Below are 15,484 nucleotides of genomic sequence, written 5' to 3'. Positions count from 1 at the left end.
CTCTTGTTGACTGGCGGTCAACAACAGCGTAGAACGGTGTCATGCCTCGCACGCCCACCCCCGCCGGACCCCTCGGCGCCGACGGCTCCGTGCGCGCCCGGCCGGGCGGCGCCCGCCGGCGGCGCGAGCCCGCCGACCGACGGCGCGAGCTGCTCGACACGGCCGCGCGCCACGCCGACGAGCACGGCCTCGACGCCCTGACCCCGGCGGCCGTCGCGGCCCGCTCGGGGGCGTCGAAGGCGCTCGTCTTCCACTACTTCGCGTCCACGGCCGGGCTGCGCCGGGCCGTCGCGCTGGAGGCCGTGGCGGAGCTCGAGGCGGCGACGGTCGCACCGGACGATCGTCCCCTCGTCGAGCGCCCGGCGCTCGCCGTCGCCTCCTACCTCGACGCCGTCGAGGCGCGCCGGCTCGTCTGGCAGGACCTCTGGCGCGGGGTGCTCGCCGAGGACGACGCCACCCAGGAGGCGCTCGCGCGCGTCCGCGACAGCCTCGTCGCGCGCCTGACCTCGACCGTGAGCGCCACCACGACGGACGCGCTGCCCACGACGCCCCGCCTCCGGCTGCTCGCCGCGGGCTGGGTCGCGCTCGTGGAGAACGTCACGGCCGCGTGGCTCGGCGGCGGGGACCTGAGCCGCGCGGACATCGAGAGCCTCGTGCTCGCGAGCGCCGTCGTGCTCGTGCCCGAGCTCCCCGAGCCCGCGCGCGGCGCCGTCCTGGCCATCGCCCGGGCGAACTCGCCCGCGGCGGGCTAGCGTCGGGGCGACGGGCAGCGGACGAGGTCGGGAGGCAGCGCATGCGCGTGGTGGTCGTCGGAGCGAGCGGGAACGTCGGCACGGCGGTCCTGCGCCGGCTCGCGGAGGAGCCGGTCGTGACGTCCGTCGTGGCGGTCGCTCGGCGCGTGCCGCGCGCCGACGGGTCGAGCACCGTGCGCTTCCCGCACGACGTCGCGACCTGGCGGTACGCGGACGTCGCGGCCTCCGACGCGGACCAGCGGCTCGACGCCGCGTTCGCCGGGGCGGACGTCGTCGTGCACCTCGCGTGGGCGATCCAGCCGAGCCACGACCGCGAGCGGCTGCGGCGCGTCAACGTCGAGGGCACGCGCCGCGTCGTCGAGGCGGCGCAGCGGGCGGGCGTCGCGCACGTCGTCGTGGCGTCGTCCGTCGGCGCCTACTCCCCCGCCCCGTACGCGGGCGACGCGCGCGACACCCCGGTAAACGAGGGCTGGCCCGTCGAGGGCGTCCCGGGCTCGTCCTACTCGGAGGACAAGGCGGCCGTCGAGACGCTGCTCGACGACCTCGACCGGGAGACGGGGATCGTCGTCTCGCGCGTCCGCTCGGCGCTCGTGTTCCAGCGCGACGCGGGCTCCGAGATCGCGCGGTACTTCCTCGGCCCGCTCGGCACGCGCGTGCTGCGTCGCGACCCGCTCCCGGCGGTCCCGCTGCCCGACGGCCTGCGGCTCCAGGTCGTGCACGCCGACGACCTCGCGGACGCGTACGCCCGGATCGTCGTGGGCCGGCACCCCGGGCCGTTCAACGTCGCCCACCCCACGGTGCTCACGGCGCAGGACGTGGCCGACGTCGTCGCGGACGGCAAGCTGCGCACCGTGCCCTACGCGACCGCGCGGACCGCCGTCGCCGTCGCGTGGCGCGCGCGCCTCGCGCCCGTCGGCGAGGGCTGGCTCGACATGGCGATGCGCGTGCCCGTGCTCGACACCGAGATGGCGACGGAGCTGCTGCGCTGGCGCCCCGTGCACGGCGCGAAGGACACGCTCGTCGAGCTCGTCGACGGCATCCGGGCGGGCGCCGGGACGTCCTCGCCCCCGCTCCTCCCCCGCTGAGCGGACCCGCTCGGGGCCTCCCGACACGACGGACCCCGGGTCGCGCGCCGTCCGGCGGTGCGCGGCCCGGGGTCCGTCGTCGGTGCCGGGGTCAGCTCTCGAGCGTGGCGTCCAGCGTGATCGTCGGCACGCCCGCGAGCGCCTTCGAGACGGGGCACGTGGCCTTGGCCGCCTCCGCCGCCTGCTGGAAGCCGGCGGCGTCGATGCCCTCGACCTCGCCGCGGACGGTCAGCGCGATCTCCGGGATCTGGAAGCCGCCTGCCGGGTCCGGCGCGAGGGTGACCTCCGCCGTGACCTCGAGCGAGACGGGCGTCGCGCCGGCCTCGCCGAGCAGCGCGGAGAACTGCATCGCGTAGCAGGACGAGTGCGCGGCGGCGATGAGCTCCTCGGGGCTCGTGACCCCGCCCGCGTCGTCGGCGGCGCGACGCGGGAAGGACACGTCGTACGTCCCGACCTTCGAGCTCGTGAGCTCGACCTGGCCCTGGCCGTCCTGGAGGCCGCCGTTCCAGGCGGTGCGTGCGATACGGGTGGGCATGCGAGATCTCCTTCGACGTCGTGGGTCCCGGGCAGGACCCGGTGCCCCGACCGTAACCCGCCGCGCCGCGCCCCGCCGGGACGGGGTGCGTGAGGTCTGCGTCACGCGGCGCGCTCAGCCGAGCGTGCCCGCCGGGCGGTAGACGACCGACGACGCGCGGTCGTCGAACGAGCCCAGGGTCGCGCAGTGCGGCGTGCAGTTCTTCTTCGTGCCCGCGTACGAGTAGGAGTCGTAGAGCGTCACCCAGCACCCGGCGTACGTCGACGCCGAGGAGACGACGTTGTTCATGAGAAGGTTCGCGAGGTTCGGGAACCCGTACGTCGAGCCGGTGTGGCACCCGTTCGTACCCGACCCGTAGAGCACCTTCGACGCGCCCTTGTAGCTCGGGTCCCGCCACAGCACGCCGAGCACGATCGACCCGGCCGCGGCCGTCGTCGCCCGCTCCGCCGCGGCCCGCGGGCCCGCCGTCGTCGTCGCATTGAGCTCGCCGACGAGGCCGTCGACGTCGGCCCGCGTGGCGCGACCGAGGCGCGACGGCGCCACCTCGTCCCCGGACACGAACTCGAGCGCCTCCTCCAACGAGCCGAAGCACACCTCGGGTGCGGCGGGCAGCGCGGCAGGGTCCTCGCCGGGGAGGAGAGGCTGGGCCTCGACGGCGCAGCTCTCGCCGGTCGCGACGGGCTGGTCGGCGAGCGGGACCGCAGCGAGGTCGTCCCCCGGGGCGGCCCGGACGCCCGACGGCGAGGCGAGCGCCGGGCCGGCGACGGCGCCCACCAGCACGAGACCGGCGACGAGGCCTGCGGACAGGGCGCGGAGCGGAGTGCTGGTCATGGTTCTCCTTCTGCGTGGGCCACGCCCCCGGGTTCGCACCCCGTGGACCTGACGCGGGAAGGGGACTCCCACAGGACGGCCACGTCCCGTGACCCCGCCCGCATCCTAGGGCGGACGGTCCCCCGGGGCCCGGCAGAGGTCCCCTGCCGCTGGGCAGGTCGGGCGGTCGTTGGTTACCGTGCTCGGGTGGCCTCGGTCCCACCCGGGCGAGACCGCTGGGAAGGACCCATCCACGAACCCTTCGCCGAACCGGCACTGCCGGGGAGATGAGTGTCGATGAAGCACCGTTCTCTACCCGTGTCACTGACGGCCGCCGCCGCGAGCCTCGCGGTCGTCGCGGCCGCCGCCGCGCCCGCCGCCGCGGACCCGCCGCCCGACCCCGGCAACGCCTTCGGCGTGCAGTCGGGCGCGTCCCTCGAGCCGACCGAGAAGGTCGCGCCGTCGCTCGCCAAGGCGACCGGCACGGTCACCGCGTTCGTCGAGCTCGACGCGCCGTCGGCGGTCGACCTCACGGCGCAGGGCGCGAGCCCCGACGAGGTCGAGGCCAACGCGCAGGAGGTCGCGCAGCTCGCGGACGACGTCGTCCCGCAGCAGGCGACCGCCCGCAGCGCGGGCGCGCGCAACCCGCAGCAGGTGTCGGTCACGAGCACGCTCGTCGCGGGCGTCGTCGTCACGGGCGACGCGGCCCGCGTGCGCGACCTCGCGCGCGACGCCTCGGTCCGCACGGTCTACCGGATCATCCCCAAGAAGCCCGCGAACAAGGGCACGGACGTGTTCACGCGCGCGCTCGAGACGTGGCAGAGCACCGGCCTCACCGGCGAGGGCGTGCGCATCGGCATCATCGACACTGGCGTCGACTACACCCACAAGGCGTTCGGCGGCCCCGGCACGCAGGAGGCGTTCGACGAGGCCTACGGCGACCGCGGTACCGGCCCGGTCCCCGAGGGCACGTACGACGAGCTGAAGTTCCTCGGCGGCCACGACTTCGCCGGGTACGACTACGACGCGAGCGGCACCGTCCCCGGCACGACGCTCGTGCCGACGCCCGACGAGAACCCCATCGACTCGCTCGACTCGGTCGGCTCGGGCCACGGCTCGCACGTGGCCGGCACGACGGCGGCGTACGGCGTCACGGCCGACGGCGAGACGTTCGACGGCGACTACTCGACGCTCACGGACATCTCCGACTGGCAGGTCGGCCCGGGCTCCGCGCCCGAGGCGGGCATCTACGCGCTCAAGGTGTTCGGCGACCTCGGCGGCTCGACGGGCGTCGTCGTCGACGCGCTCGAGTGGGCGGCCGACCCGAACGGCGACGGCGACCTGTCCGACCGCCTCGACATCGTCAACCTCTCCCTCGGCTCCGACGGCTCGCCCGCGGACGACCCGGAGAACCTCTTCATCGACCAGCTCTCGCGCCTGGGCACGCTGTCCGTCATCGCGTCGGGCAACGCGGGCGACGTGACCGACGTCGGCGGCTCGCCCGGCAACGCGCGCACCGCGCTGACGGTCGCGAACTCGGTCGGCGACACGCAGACGTTCGACGCGGTCCGCGTCGAGGCGCCGGAGTCCCTCGTCGGCACGTACCCGGCGCAGAACTCCCAGGCGTACGCGGGCACCGCGGACGTCACGGCCCCGGTCGCGTTCGTCGCGGACGACTTCTCCGGCTGCGACCCGTTCACGCCCGAGCAGGCGGCGGCCGTCGCGGGCAAGATCGCGTTCCTCTACTGGGACGACGACGACGCGACCCGTGCGTGCGGCAGCGCCGCACGCTTCAACAACGCGGAGGCCGCGGGCGCCGTCGGCGTGCTGCTGTCCTCCGAGCTGTCGTCGTTCGTCGCGGGCATCGCGGGCAACCCCGGCATCCCCGGCGCGCAGCTCACGGGCCCGAGCCACGCCGCGCTGCGCCCGGCGATCGAGGCCGGCGAGGTCACGCTGACCGTCGGCCCGTCGCTCGCGCTGTCGTCGTTCGTCTCGATCCCGGAGATCGGCGACACGCTGAACAGCGGCTCGTCGCGCGGCGTGCACGGCTCGCTCGGCGTCGCCAAGCCCGACGTCGCGGCACCCGGCACCGGCATCGCGTCCGTCGCGTCCGGCCGCCTGGTCGGCGCGAGCATCAAGTCCGGCACCTCGATGGCCACCCCGCACGTCGCGGGCATCGCGGCCCTCGTCAAGCAGGCCCACCCGGGCTGGGCTCCGGCCGAGGTCAAGGCGTCGGTCATGAACACCGCGACGCACGACGTCTTCACCGGCCCGTCGGGCACGGGCACCGCGTACGGCCCCGAGCGCGTGGGCTCCGGCCGGGTCGACGCCGTCGACGCCGCCACGAACACGACCCTCGCCTACGCGTCGCAGGACTCCGACCAGGTGTCCGTCGCGTTCGGCGTCGTGCCCGTGGGCGCGGACCCGGTCACGGTCCGCAAGACCGTGACGGTGCAGAACACCGGCGACACCCCGAAGACGTACTCGACCGGCTTCACGCAGTCGAGCACGGCCGGCGGCGCCACCGTCTCTGTCGCGCCCGCGTCGATCACCGTCCCCGCCGGCCAGCGCACCGTCGTCACCGTGACCCTCACGGCGGACCCGGCGACGCTCGCCAAGGAGCTCGACCCGACGTCGTCGGCCGACTCCGGGGTCGGCGTGCCGCGCGACTTCGTGTCCTCGGTGAGCGGCCGCGTGGTCCTCACCCCGACGGACGGCGGCAGCGAGCTGCGCGTCCCCGTGCAGGCGTCGCCGCGGCTCGTGAGCGACCTGTCCGGCAAGCCCGTCGCCTTCCCGGGCACCGCGACGACCGCCGAGCTCGACCTCGACGGCCGCGGCGTCGACTCCGGCGGCTGGACGTCGCTCGTCGCGCCGTTCGAGCTCAAGACGACGAGCCCCCGCCTCGAGGCGGACGCGGCGGTGGGCGCCTCGGCGTCGGCCATCGCGGCGGCCGACGTGCGCGCGGTCGGCTTCGCGTCCACGGCGCCGCAGGAGGCCGCAGCCGGGGGCGACCCGGCCGACGGCTTCATGGGCATCGGCGTCGCGATGGACGGGGAGTGGGCGAGCCTCGGCTCCGTCTCGATCCCCGCGGTCGAGGTCGACGTCGACTCCGACGGCTCGGCCGACTTCGAGGTCGCGGTGGTGAAGTTCGACACCGAGATCGACGTCACGCTGGCCGTGACGTACACGCTCAAGGACTGGACCGGCCCCGACGGCAAGGAGCGCAAGGCCGGAGCCGTCATCGACCAGCAGCCGGTCAACACCGTCTGGGGCGACGTCGACACCTCGGTGTTCGACAACAACGTCGTCGTCATCCCGGTCGGCATCGGGTCGCTCGGCATCGAGGAGGGCGACGTGCCGACCTTCCAGGTCCTCACGTACTCGCCGTACTCGCAGGCCGCCGACCAGCTCGTCGACGCGAGCGAGACGTTCACGGCCGACCCGTACGACCCGGCCTACTGGTTCGGGGGCGAGGGCGAGCTCGTGTACGCCGGGGCCGACGACGCGCCGATCACCGTGCACCGCTCGGAGTCGGCGGTCGAGGCCGGCAGCGGGAAGCTCCTGCTGCTGCACCTGCACAACGCGACCCCGACCTCGCGCTGGCAGACCGTGGACGTCACGACGTCCGCCGTCGTCGACGCGACCGTCACGGTCGAGGCCCGCTGCCTCGGCGGGAAGGCCCACGTCGCGGTGCGCGTGCTCAACGAGTCGGGCGCGACGGCCGACGTCGTCGTGACCACGCCGTACGGCGAGAAGACGTTCCCGAACGTCAAGGACGGCAAGAACGCCTACCGGTCGTTCTCGTCGCGCGCCGCGTCGTTCGACGCGGGCTCGGTGACGGCCACGCTCACCGCCGAGATCGACGGCGAAGAGGTCACCACGACCTACGACGCCGACTACGAGGCGCTGAGCTGCTCGTGACGCCCGCCTGAGCGCCCCTCGCGGACGCTCGTGCGACACGGCCCGACGGCGCCCGGTCCCCACGGACCGGGCGCCGTCGGCGTGTCCGGGGCCGCGTCGTGGTTCCCGCCGCCGCCGGGGTATGCCGGCCGCCGCGCGGTGGCCCCGCCGTCCGCGTGGGCGCGGCCCGCTACGCTCGCGGGCGTGAGCGAATTCCCCTCCCCCGACACGTTCTTCGCCCTGCGCCCCGGCCCCGCCGTCGGCACGGGCGCAGCCGACGGCCCCGACTACACCCTCACGGTCCATGACCTGGGCGAGCTCGTGCTCCCCAGCGGGCGCCTGGAGGCGTCCGACCCGTTCACGCTGCTCGGCCACGGGCTCGTCGTGCCGGTCGAGCCGGGGCGGTACCCGGTGCGCGTCACCGTCGCCGACGTCTCCGACGAGCAGGACGGCTCCCACCTGCGCGAGGCGTACCTGAGCGTCGTGCTCGCCGAGGGCGAGGTCGCCGCCGTCGAGCCCGTGGTCCCCGAGGGTGCGGACGGCCCGCCGGAGGCCGGCGCCGCCTACGGCGTGCCGGTGGACGCCGGGACGGTCGCGTTCGCCGACGCCGACGCCGTCGCCCGGCTCATGCCGGAGGGCGACTGGTACGACGAGGTGTTCGACGACGGCACCGACACGAGCTGGTTCGCGCTCACGGACTCCCCCGACCACCTGCGCGAGGGGTCGGCGAACATCCTGCTGCCCGGCGCGCAGGACGGCGAGAACGTCGTGCTCGCACACTCCGGCTGGGGCGACGGCTTCTACCCGCTCGTGCGGACCGTCGCCGCGGACGGCACGGTGCTCGGGCTGCACCTCGACCTGCTCGTCGCGCTGCCCGACGACGAGGACGACGACTAGGCGGGCACCGCTCCCCATGGAGCGGTGGCGCGCGGGCGGCTAGCGTTCCGGGGCAGGTGACGACCCGCGACGAAGGAGGGGCCGAATGGCCTGGTGGGAAGACGAGAAGCCGTCCGCGAGCCGGCTCGCGGACCAGCTCGCGGACTCGAGCCGTCCGGCGCAGCCCGCCTCGCCGTACGCCGACGACCGCTCGGGCTCGTGGGCCGTCCTGCCCCTGTGGCTGCTCCTCGGGGCGGCGCTCACCGCCGGCGGGGTGGCCCTGCTGGTGTCGATGCGGTCCGCGACGGGGGTCTGCCTCGGGACGACGGTGCTCGCGCTGGGCCTGTTCTACCTCAGCCAGTACGGCGTCCTCGCCGGGTACGTGCTGCAGGTCGGTCGCCTGCGCCGCCGTCGCGTGGAGGCGGCGCTCGCGCACCAGCCCCCGCCGGCCCTGACCGACCACGACGTCCGCCAGTTCCACGTGCCGATCCGGCCCGCGTACATCGGTACCGCGCGCATCGGGTTCCTCGACCCGGGCGACGCGCCGGCCCCCGCCGGGCTGCGTGCCGCGCGGGCCGTGGGCGGCGTGTGCTCCGCCGTCTTCGTGGTGGGCGTCGTCGCGACGCTCGTCGTGGGCGCCGTCACCCGAGCCTGACCGACCGCCCGCGCGACTCGCCGACGGCGCACGGGCGTGCGCACCCCTCGCTCGCCGCGCGCCCGTGCGCCGACGCTCCTAGCCTGGAGAGCGTTCCGTACCTCCCAGGACGGCAGGGGCACCCCATGACCGGGCACGGCTCGCACCGGAGCAGCCTTTCCGGACGCTTCTCCCACGACCCCGACCTCGACTTCGAGATCCGCACGGTCCTCGGCGGAGCGTTCAGCGGCGCCGCCGACGCCGGCGAGGTGCTCGCGGCCGTGGCCGACGTCGGCACGGACCACCGTGCGTGGTTCCGCGCCTGGGACGCGCTCGGCGACCGCCTGGCCGCGACCGGCGAGTCGTGCGCGGCGCGCGGGCACCGCGTGAGCGCCGCCTCCGCGTACCTGCGTGCGGCGACCTACCTCGGCGTCGCGGTGAACGCGGTGGCCGGGCTCGAGGACGACGCGCCGCTGCTGCCGACATTCCGCAAGCACCGTGCGGCGTGGGACCGCTGGGTCGACCTCGTGGACCTCGACGTCGAGCGCCTCCCGATCCCCTACGAGGGCACGACGCTCCCGGGGTACTTGTTCCGCGCCCCGGGCGTCGACCCCGGGGTGCGCGGGCCCGTCGTCGTCGCGGTGAACGGCTCGGACGGCTCGCTGCCGTCGCTGTGGTCGGCCGTCGTGTCCGGGGCGGTGCGCCGCGGGTACCACGCGCTCGTGTTCGACGGCCCGGGCCAGCAGTCGGTGCTCTTCGAGCACGGGGTCCCGTTCCGTCCCGACTTCGAGGCGGTCCTCACGCCCGTGCTCGACGCGGTCGTCGCGCGGGCCGACGTCGACCCCGGCCGCGTCGCGGTCTACGGGATCAGCCAGGGCGGCTACTGGGTCACGCGCGCGCTCGCGTTCGAGCACCGCCCGGCCGCGGCCGTCGTCGACCCAGGGGTGGTCGACGTGGCCACCTCGTGGGAGCGCGAGGTGCCGAAGAGCCTCCTCAAGCTCCTGGACAAGGGCGACGACCACGCGTTCGACCGCGACATGGCGCTCGGCCTGCGCCTGTCGAGGGGCGCCGCCCGCACGTGGCGCTTCCGCGCGCGCCCGTACGGCGAGCAGGGGTATGCCGCGACGCTGCGCGAGGTCCGCCGGTACGACGCCTCCGACGTCGCCGCTCAGGTCACGACGCCGCTGCTCGTCACGAGCCCGGAGGACGAGCAGTTCTGGCCCGGCCAGCCGGAGCGGCTGGCCGGGCTCGTCCCCGGGGCGACGCTCGTCACCTTCAGCGACGACGAGGGGGCGAGCGGGCACTGCGAGCCCCTCGGGCGGGCGCTCGTCGAGCAGCGCGTTCTCGACTGGCTCGACGAGCGCCTCGCCCGGTAGCGATCGCTCGTCAGACCCGGACGCCGAGGCCCTGCAGCTCGAGCACCAGGCCCTTGATCGCGGCGGCCGGGACCTGCCCGGACCCGCTCTCCACCACACCCGCGACCGACGCCGGCACCTCCGCGTCCGAGCAGATCACGAGCGGCGTGTCGGCGGAGGAGTCGGGGAGCCGCCCGTGCGAGCCCTTGACGTACGACGCGTCGAGCGGCACGGTGCTCATCGCGTACCGCAGGCCCACCTTCTTCTTCACGAGGTTGAGGCCGGCCTTCGCCTTCGCCAGCCGGTCCGCCGGGTCGAAGAACAGCTCGGCGGGGTCGTAGCCGGGCTTGCGGTGGATGTCGACGCCGCGCGCGTACTCGGGCGCGCGGGCGTCGTCGAGCCAGAAGTAGTACGTGAACCACGCGCCGGGCTCCGCGACGACGACGAGGTCGCCCGACCGCTCGTGGTCGAGCCCGTACCGCGCCTGCGCCTCGCGGTCGAGCACCTCGTCGACGCCGGGGACGCCGCGCAGCAGGTCCGTGACCCGCCGCCGGAGCGCCGGGTCCTGCTGGTCGCCGAGGTACACGTGCGCGACCTGGTGGTCCGCGACGGCGAACGCGCGCGACGTCCACGGGTCGAGCTGCTCCTTGCCGTCCTGCACGTAGACCTCGAGGAGGCCCTCCCGGCGCAGGATGCGGTTGAGGTGCACGGGCCGGTCGGCGTCCGCGATCCCGTACTCGGAGACGACGAGCACGGTGACGCCCTGGTTCGCGGCGTCGTCGAGCAGCGGCGCGAGCGTCGCGTCGAGCTCGGCCGCCGCGGCGTCGGCCTGCGGCGACGTGGGCCCGAACCGCTGCAGGTCGTAGTCGAGGTGCGGGACGTACGCCATCGTGAGGTCGGGCGCGTGCGTGCGCAGCACGTGCCGCGTCGCGTCGACGATCCACCGCGACGAGGTGATGTCCGCCGTCGGGCCCCAGTAGGTGAACAGCGGGAACTCGCCGAACCGGCCGACGAGATCGTCGTGGAGCGCCGCCGGGCGCACGTAGGCGTCCGGGGACTTGCGGCCGTCCGCGTGGTAGATCGGGCGCGGCGTGACGGTGACGTCCGTCGTCATGCCCATCGCGTACCACCAGCAGACGTTCGCCGACGAGTACTCGCCGTGCGCCCGGCGCGCGGCCTCCCAGAGCTTCTCCCCCTCGACGAGGCGGTTGTGCTGGCGCCACAGGTAGACGTCGCCGAGCTCGCGGAAGTACCAGCCGTTGCCCACGATCCCGTGCTCGGCAGGGCTGAGCCCCGTGAGCATCGTCGACTGGACGCTGCACGTCACGGCGGGCAGCACCGTCGCGAGCTCGGACTGCCAGCCGCTCGCGGCGAGCTGGCGCAGTCGCGGCATGTGGGCGAGCGCGGTCGAGGTAAGCCCGACGACGTCGAGCAGCAGCACGGGCTTCATGCGGTCCTCCTGGTCATTCCCGGGTCGGCCGCGGCGTCGTCCGCGGTCGGCCCCGAGGGCGGTTCGGTGCGCGCCGTCCCGGCGGCAGCGACGTCGTGCGCCGCGACGAGGTGGGTCGCGGCGAGGTGGGTCGTCGCCCAGCGCAGCTCTGCCGCGATGCCGGCGACGAGCGAGTCGGTCGCGGCCCCCTCGGGCAGCACGGCCCACGTGTACGTCTCGACGTCGAGGTGGGCCTCGTCGCCATGCGGCGCCGCGCGGACGGCGTCGACCGCCGCGCGCAGCACGTCGGTCGTCGCGGCGAGCGGAGCGGCAGGCTCGTGGTGCAGGGGCACGTGGAAGTGCACGCGCCACGGTCCCTCCGCGGGCAGCGCGCCGCCCAGGGCGTCGGGCAGGTCGTCGGCGGCGAGGACGTCGCCCGCCGCGGTGAGCTCGCGCACCTGGTGGATGTACCGCTGCTCGGCGAACGCACCGACGGCGGCGCGCGCCGCGTCGTCGGCCGGGTCCGCGACGTGCAGTGCGGCCGACGCCTGGACCTTGACGACCCGCAGGCCCGCGTCGGTGATGCGGCGCACCGTCGCGGCCGTCCCCGCGCGGCGGTCCGCGAAGGACACCGCGAGGTGGCACGTGTCGAGGCACACGCCCACGTGCTCGGGGTCGATGCGCCGGTCCGCCGGCACGTCCGGCCCCGTGCGCGCCGCGAGCCAGGCCACGACGTCGTCCACCGTGTCGAGCACGCAGCCCGGCTCGGGCTCGACCGCGACGCGCACGACCTTGCCCGTGCGCTCGCGCAGGTCGCGCAGGCCCTCCCCGAGCGCGGCGAACGCGCGCGTCGCGGCGTCGTCGTCGGCGTCCGTCCACGGCTCGCGCCAGGCGAGCGGGAGGGTCGAGATCGACCCGGCGACGCCGTCGGGCAGGAGCTCGGCCAGCACCTCGGCGCACTCGAGCGTGTACGCGAGCCGCTCCGGGTCGGCCCACGTGGGCGTGTAGACGTCGAGCTTGACGACGTCGGCGTGGAAGCCGCCGTACGGGAACGCGTTGAGCGTGTGGACCTGGAGGCCGTGCTCGTCGAGCACGGACCGCAGGCGCACGCGGTCGTCGGGCGAGCCCGCGAGACGGTGCGCGAGCACGGCCGGCATCCACAGCCCGACGCCGAGCACGTCGAGCCCCGCGGCCTCGCGCACGGGCGCGGCGTAGCGCACGAGCTGGTCGAGCACCCCGTCGAGGTGCTCGGCCGGGTGGACGTTGGTGCAGTACGACAGCAGCATGGTCGTGCCCTCCCGCGCTACGCCCGCGCGCCGCGCAGCACGGAGGAGCCCTCGAACTCCACGCCCGGGGTGGGGAGGTCGCCCTCGACGAACCCGGGGACCGGGTCCAGCACGAGGTTGCCCGACTGCCCGTAGAACTCGACCGGGTTGCGCCACAGCACCCGGTCGACGTCGTCCTCGGTGAAGCCCGCGGCGAGCATCGCCAGCCCCGTCTTGAGCGTCTTGAGCGGGTCGGAGCGGCCCCAGTCGGCGGCGGAGTTCACGATCATCCGCTCGGTGCCGTGCTCCTGGAGGATCGCGACCATGCGGTCCTCGTCCATCTTCGTGTCCGGGTAGATCGAGAACCCGGCCCACGCGCCCGCGTCGAGCACGAGCGCGACGTTGGTCTCGTTGAGGTGGTCCACGAGCACGTGCTCGGGCGCGATCCCCGACTCGCGCACGACGTCCAGCGTGCGCCGCGTCCCCGACAGCTTGTCGCGGTGCGGCGTGTGCACGAGCACGGGCAGCGCCGCGTCGCGGGCCATCTGGAGCTGGCGCGAGAAGACCTCGTCCTCCTCGGGCGTCATCGAGTCGTACCCGACCTCGCCGACGGCGACGACGCCGTCCTTGAGCAGGTAGCGCGGGATCTCGTCGAGCACCTCGCGGCACCGGGCGTCGTTCGCCTCCTTGGGATTGAGGGCGATCGTCGCGTGGTGCCGGATGCCGAACTGCGCGGCCCGGAACCGCTCCCAGCCCAGGAGCGCGTCGAAGTAGTCGAGGAACGACCCCACGTTCGTGCGCGGCTGGCCCAGCCAGAACGCCGGCTCGACGAGCGCGCGCACACCCGCGGCGTACAGGGCCTCGTAGTCGTCGGTCGTGCGGCTGGTCATGTGGATGTGGGGGTCGAAGATGCGCATCAGGCGGTCCTCCCGGTGGTGACGTCAGGGGCGAGGCGGGCGACGTCGTCGGGCACGACGCGGCCCGCGGCGCGACGCTCGGCGGCGAAGTCGCGGGCCATGCGGGCGAGCTCGTCGTCCGCGCGGTCGTCGAGACCGGCGACGGCGTCGAGGCTCACGCCCATGAACACGAGCTTGAGCACGGCGTGGCGCCACGCGTGCGGGTCGAGGTGCGCGGCCGCGAACGGCCCGACGGCCGCCGCGACGAGGCTCTGGTCGTTCGTGCGGAGCGCGTCCGCGGCGAGGTCCCGGCCCACCGCGACGACCGACGGCGCGGCGTCCTCCGCGAGCGCACCGCGCGCCGTGAGGGCGTCGAGACCACGCAGGACCCCGCGCCGCTCGGCGGTGTCGCCGTGCTGGTAGAGGTCCGCGAGCCGCGCCGCGAGGGCTGCCTCGCCGTCGGCCCCGCCGCGGCCCGCCCCCTCGGCGAGCGCGACCACGAGGTCGGCGCGGGCGGCGTCGTCGACCGTCCCGTGCACGACCCCCGCGGGGTCGGTGTCCGGGCGGACGGGCGCGCGACCCACCTGGCGGCCCGCGAGCGCGAACGCGCGCGTCACGGCCGCGGGGTCCTGCACGACGGCGGCGCGCGCCTCGGCGAGCCAGCGCTCGCCCGGGGCGGTCCCGTCCGCCGTGCGGGCGTCGGGGCGGGTGGTCTCGGTCATGGCACCTCCTGGGGGTGGTGGGGGCGGTCGTCCCACGCGCGGTGCAGCGCTGTCATGCTGCGGTGCGCGAGGCCGGGGGCGTCGTACGAGTGGCGGGGCAGCTCGACCGCCGCGACGCCCGCGTACCCGACGTCGGCGAGCGTGCCGAGCACGAGCGGGAGGTCGACCTCGCCCTCGCCGAACGGGCGGTGCTCGTGGTGGGTGCGCGGCATGTCGTCGAGCTGCACGTTGGCGAGGTACGGCGCGGCCGCGCGCAGCGCGCCCACCACGCCGTCGGGCTCGACGACGAGGCAGTGCCCGACGTCGACCGTGACCCCGAGGTCCGCGAGGTCGCCGCCGTCGCCGCCCAGCTCGTCGCGCAGCCGCAGCGCGTCACCCACCGTCTCCACGAGCATCCCGGGCTCGGGCTCGAGCGAGAGCCGGACGCCGTGGTCGCGCGCGTGCTCGACGAGCGCGGGCAGGCGCTCGCGCAGGAGCGTCCAGCCCTCGGCGGGGGTCACGTCGTCGGGCAGGACCCCCGAGAAGAAGGACACGCACTCCGCGTCCAGCACGGCGGCGATCTCGACCGCGCGGCGCAGGAACCGCAGCCGCGCGTCGGCCCCGACGTCCACGAGCGTGGGGCGGTGCTTGCGGAACGGGTCCAGGAGGAAGCGCGTGCCCGTCTCGACGACGACGCGCATCCCCGCACCGTCGCGCGCCGCGGCGAGCCGTGCGCGCAGCGCCGCGGCCTCGTCCTCCCAGCCGTCCGCGAAGGGATCGAGGTGCGGGAAGCCGAGCGTGAGCGCGACGGCGCCGTACCCCTCGTGGGCGAGCACGTCGAGCGCGACGTCGAGCGGGTGGTCGGTGAAGCCGTTGGTGCCGTACCCGAGCGTGAAGGGCATCGTGCCCCCGGCGGTGCCGGGCGCGCTCACGTCTCGCTCATCTCGGCACGGCCCGGGGCCCGCCCCGCGCGGCGCAGCAGCCGGCCCGCGACCTCGACGCCCGCGAGCACCCCCACCGACGCCAGGCTCCCCCCGCGCGCCGACCACGCCGCCTGCAGCGGCAGCATCGCGCGGATCCCGGCCTTGGTCGCGGCGAACGCGTTCTGGGCGGACGGCGTGATCGCGGCGTCGACCTGCCGGGGCAGGCACGTCGCGAGGTAGGCGCCCGCGGCCGCGACCCCGGCGACCGCCGTCGCGACGCGCGCCCGGCCGCTCGCGCCGCCGTCGGCCGCCCGCGCGCGGCG

13 protein-coding genes and 1 pseudogene are annotated in these 15,484 nt (G+C 75.4%); 6 read left to right on the top strand and 8 right to left on the bottom strand.

Features of this window, described 5'->3' with window-relative positions; genetic code table 11:
• Nucleotides 1-41: 41 nt before the first annotated feature.
• Complete coding sequence (locus tag ACI769_RS19385) at nt 42-752, top strand: TetR/AcrR family transcriptional regulator (RefSeq protein ID WP_171468350.1); 711 nt, start codon at nt 42-44, stop codon at nt 750-752.
• Between the two features lie 41 nt (nt 753-793).
• A complete protein-coding gene (locus ACI769_RS19380; protein WP_409142151.1) occupies nt 794-1,837 on the top strand; it encodes an NAD-dependent epimerase/dehydratase family protein in 1,044 nt (347 codons plus the stop codon).
• Nucleotides 1,838-1,928: 91 nt separating this feature from the next.
• On the opposite strand, the gene ACI769_RS19375 is transcribed toward ACI769_RS19380, so the two are convergent.
• Nucleotides 1,929-2,372 carry an OsmC family peroxiredoxin gene (locus tag ACI769_RS19375; RefSeq protein WP_034655150.1) on the bottom strand — a complete coding sequence of 148 codons (444 nt, stop codon included), beginning with the start codon at nt 2,370-2,372 and terminating at the stop codon, nt 1,929-1,931.
• A gap of 114 nt (nt 2,373-2,486) precedes the next feature.
• Nucleotides 2,487-3,203, bottom strand: a complete 717-nt coding sequence (locus tag ACI769_RS19370) for a hypothetical protein (RefSeq protein ID WP_409142150.1) — start codon at nt 3,201-3,203, stop codon at nt 2,487-2,489.
• A gap of 297 nt (nt 3,204-3,500) precedes the next feature.
• Between ACI769_RS19370 and ACI769_RS19365 the strand changes: the two genes are divergently transcribed.
• The 4 genes from ACI769_RS19365 (at nt 3,501) to ACI769_RS19350 (ending at nt 9,968) form a co-directional block, all read left to right on the top strand.
• Nucleotides 3,501-7,103, top strand: a complete 3,603-nt coding sequence (locus ACI769_RS19365; protein ID WP_198163179.1) for a S8 family serine peptidase — start codon at nt 3,501-3,503, stop codon at nt 7,101-7,103.
• A gap of 183 nt (nt 7,104-7,286) precedes the next feature.
• Nucleotides 7,287-7,979: a DUF4241 domain-containing protein gene (locus ACI769_RS19360; RefSeq protein ID WP_144721897.1), complete on the top strand. Its 693-nt coding sequence runs from the start codon at nt 7,287-7,289 to the stop codon at nt 7,977-7,979.
• Nucleotides 7,980-8,064: 85 nt separating this feature from the next.
• Nucleotides 8,065-8,613 carry a hypothetical protein gene (locus ACI769_RS19355; protein ID WP_061267966.1) on the top strand — a complete coding sequence of 183 codons (549 nt, stop codon included), beginning with the start codon at nt 8,065-8,067 and terminating at the stop codon, nt 8,611-8,613.
• Between the two features lie 125 nt (nt 8,614-8,738).
• Nucleotides 8,739-9,968 (top strand): alpha/beta hydrolase family protein, encoded by a 1,230-nt coding sequence (locus tag ACI769_RS19350; RefSeq protein WP_409142149.1) that lies wholly within the window; start codon nt 8,739-8,741, stop codon nt 9,966-9,968.
• A 10-nt stretch (nt 9,969-9,978) separates the two neighbouring features.
• On the opposite strand, the gene ACI769_RS19345 is transcribed toward ACI769_RS19350, so the two are convergent.
• The 6 genes and pseudogenes from ACI769_RS19345 to ACI769_RS19320 all read right to left on the bottom strand — a co-directional run.
• Nucleotides 9,979-11,397: an alkaline phosphatase family protein gene (locus ACI769_RS19345; protein WP_085387332.1), complete on the bottom strand. Its 1,419-nt coding sequence runs from the start codon at nt 11,395-11,397 to the stop codon at nt 9,979-9,981.
• Nucleotides 11,394-12,662, bottom strand: a complete 1,269-nt coding sequence (eboE, locus tag ACI769_RS19340; RefSeq protein ID WP_340696820.1) for a metabolite traffic protein EboE — start codon at nt 12,660-12,662, stop codon at nt 11,394-11,396. The genes ACI769_RS19345 and eboE overlap by 4 nt, the downstream gene beginning before the upstream one ends.
• 17 nt (nt 12,663-12,679) lie before the next feature.
• The gene (locus ACI769_RS19335) at nt 12,680-13,558 is read right to left on the bottom strand and encodes a TatD family hydrolase (protein WP_363470697.1); all 879 of its coding nucleotides are present in this window, start codon (nt 13,556-13,558) and stop codon (nt 12,680-12,682) included.
• Nucleotides 13,558-14,259, bottom strand: a complete 702-nt coding sequence (locus ACI769_RS19330; RefSeq protein ID WP_409142148.1) for an EboA domain-containing protein — start codon at nt 14,257-14,259, stop codon at nt 13,558-13,560. The genes ACI769_RS19335 and ACI769_RS19330 overlap by 1 nt, the downstream gene beginning before the upstream one ends.
• Nucleotides 14,256-15,170 (bottom strand): sugar phosphate isomerase/epimerase, encoded by a 915-nt coding sequence (locus ACI769_RS19325; protein WP_255438009.1) that lies wholly within the window; start codon nt 15,168-15,170, stop codon nt 14,256-14,258. The genes ACI769_RS19330 and ACI769_RS19325 overlap by 4 nt, the downstream gene beginning before the upstream one ends.
• Nucleotides 15,167-15,484: pseudogene (locus tag ACI769_RS19320) on the bottom strand (4-hydroxybenzoate polyprenyltransferase); the annotation flags it as partial. The gene ACI769_RS19325 and the pseudogene ACI769_RS19320, both read right to left, overlap by 4 nt.

Origin of the sequence: Cellulosimicrobium sp. RS (assembly GCF_046159675.1) — a bacterium.
Classification (GTDB): Bacteria; Actinomycetota; Actinomycetes; order Actinomycetales; family Cellulomonadaceae; genus Cellulosimicrobium; species Cellulosimicrobium funkei.
The sequence above is the reverse complement of the archived record's forward strand: the minus strand, read 5'-3'. Positions and strand labels throughout refer to the sequence as shown.

Bases quoted from the DNA above. Each gene is read 5' to 3' on its own strand.
- ACI769_RS19385 (WP_171468350.1), top strand. From the start codon at position 42: ATGCCTCGCACGCCCACCCCCGCCGGACCCCTCGGCGCCGACGGCTCC.
- ACI769_RS19380 (WP_409142151.1), top strand. From the start codon at position 794: ATGCGCGTGGTGGTCGTCGGAGCGAGCGGGAACGTCGGCACGGCGGTC.
- ACI769_RS19375 (WP_034655150.1), bottom strand. From the start codon at position 2,372: ATGCCCACCCGTATCGCACGCACCGCCTGGAACGGCGGCCTCCAGGAC.
- ACI769_RS19370 (WP_409142150.1), bottom strand. From the start codon at position 3,203: ATGACCAGCACTCCGCTCCGCGCCCTGTCCGCAGGCCTCGTCGCCGGT.
- ACI769_RS19355 (WP_061267966.1), top strand. From the start codon at position 8,065: ATGGCCTGGTGGGAAGACGAGAAGCCGTCCGCGAGCCGGCTCGCGGAC.
- ACI769_RS19350 (WP_409142149.1), top strand. From the start codon at position 8,739: ATGACCGGGCACGGCTCGCACCGGAGCAGCCTTTCCGGACGCTTCTCC.
- ACI769_RS19345 (WP_085387332.1), bottom strand. From the start codon at position 11,397: ATGAAGCCCGTGCTGCTGCTCGACGTCGTCGGGCTTACCTCGACCGCG.
- eboE (WP_340696820.1), bottom strand. From the start codon at position 12,662: ATGCTGCTGTCGTACTGCACCAACGTCCACCCGGCCGAGCACCTCGAC.
- ACI769_RS19335 (WP_363470697.1), bottom strand. From the start codon at position 13,558: ATGCGCATCTTCGACCCCCACATCCACATGACCAGCCGCACGACCGAC.
- ACI769_RS19330 (WP_409142148.1), bottom strand. From the start codon at position 14,259: ATGACCGAGACCACCCGCCCCGACGCCCGCACGGCGGACGGGACCGCC.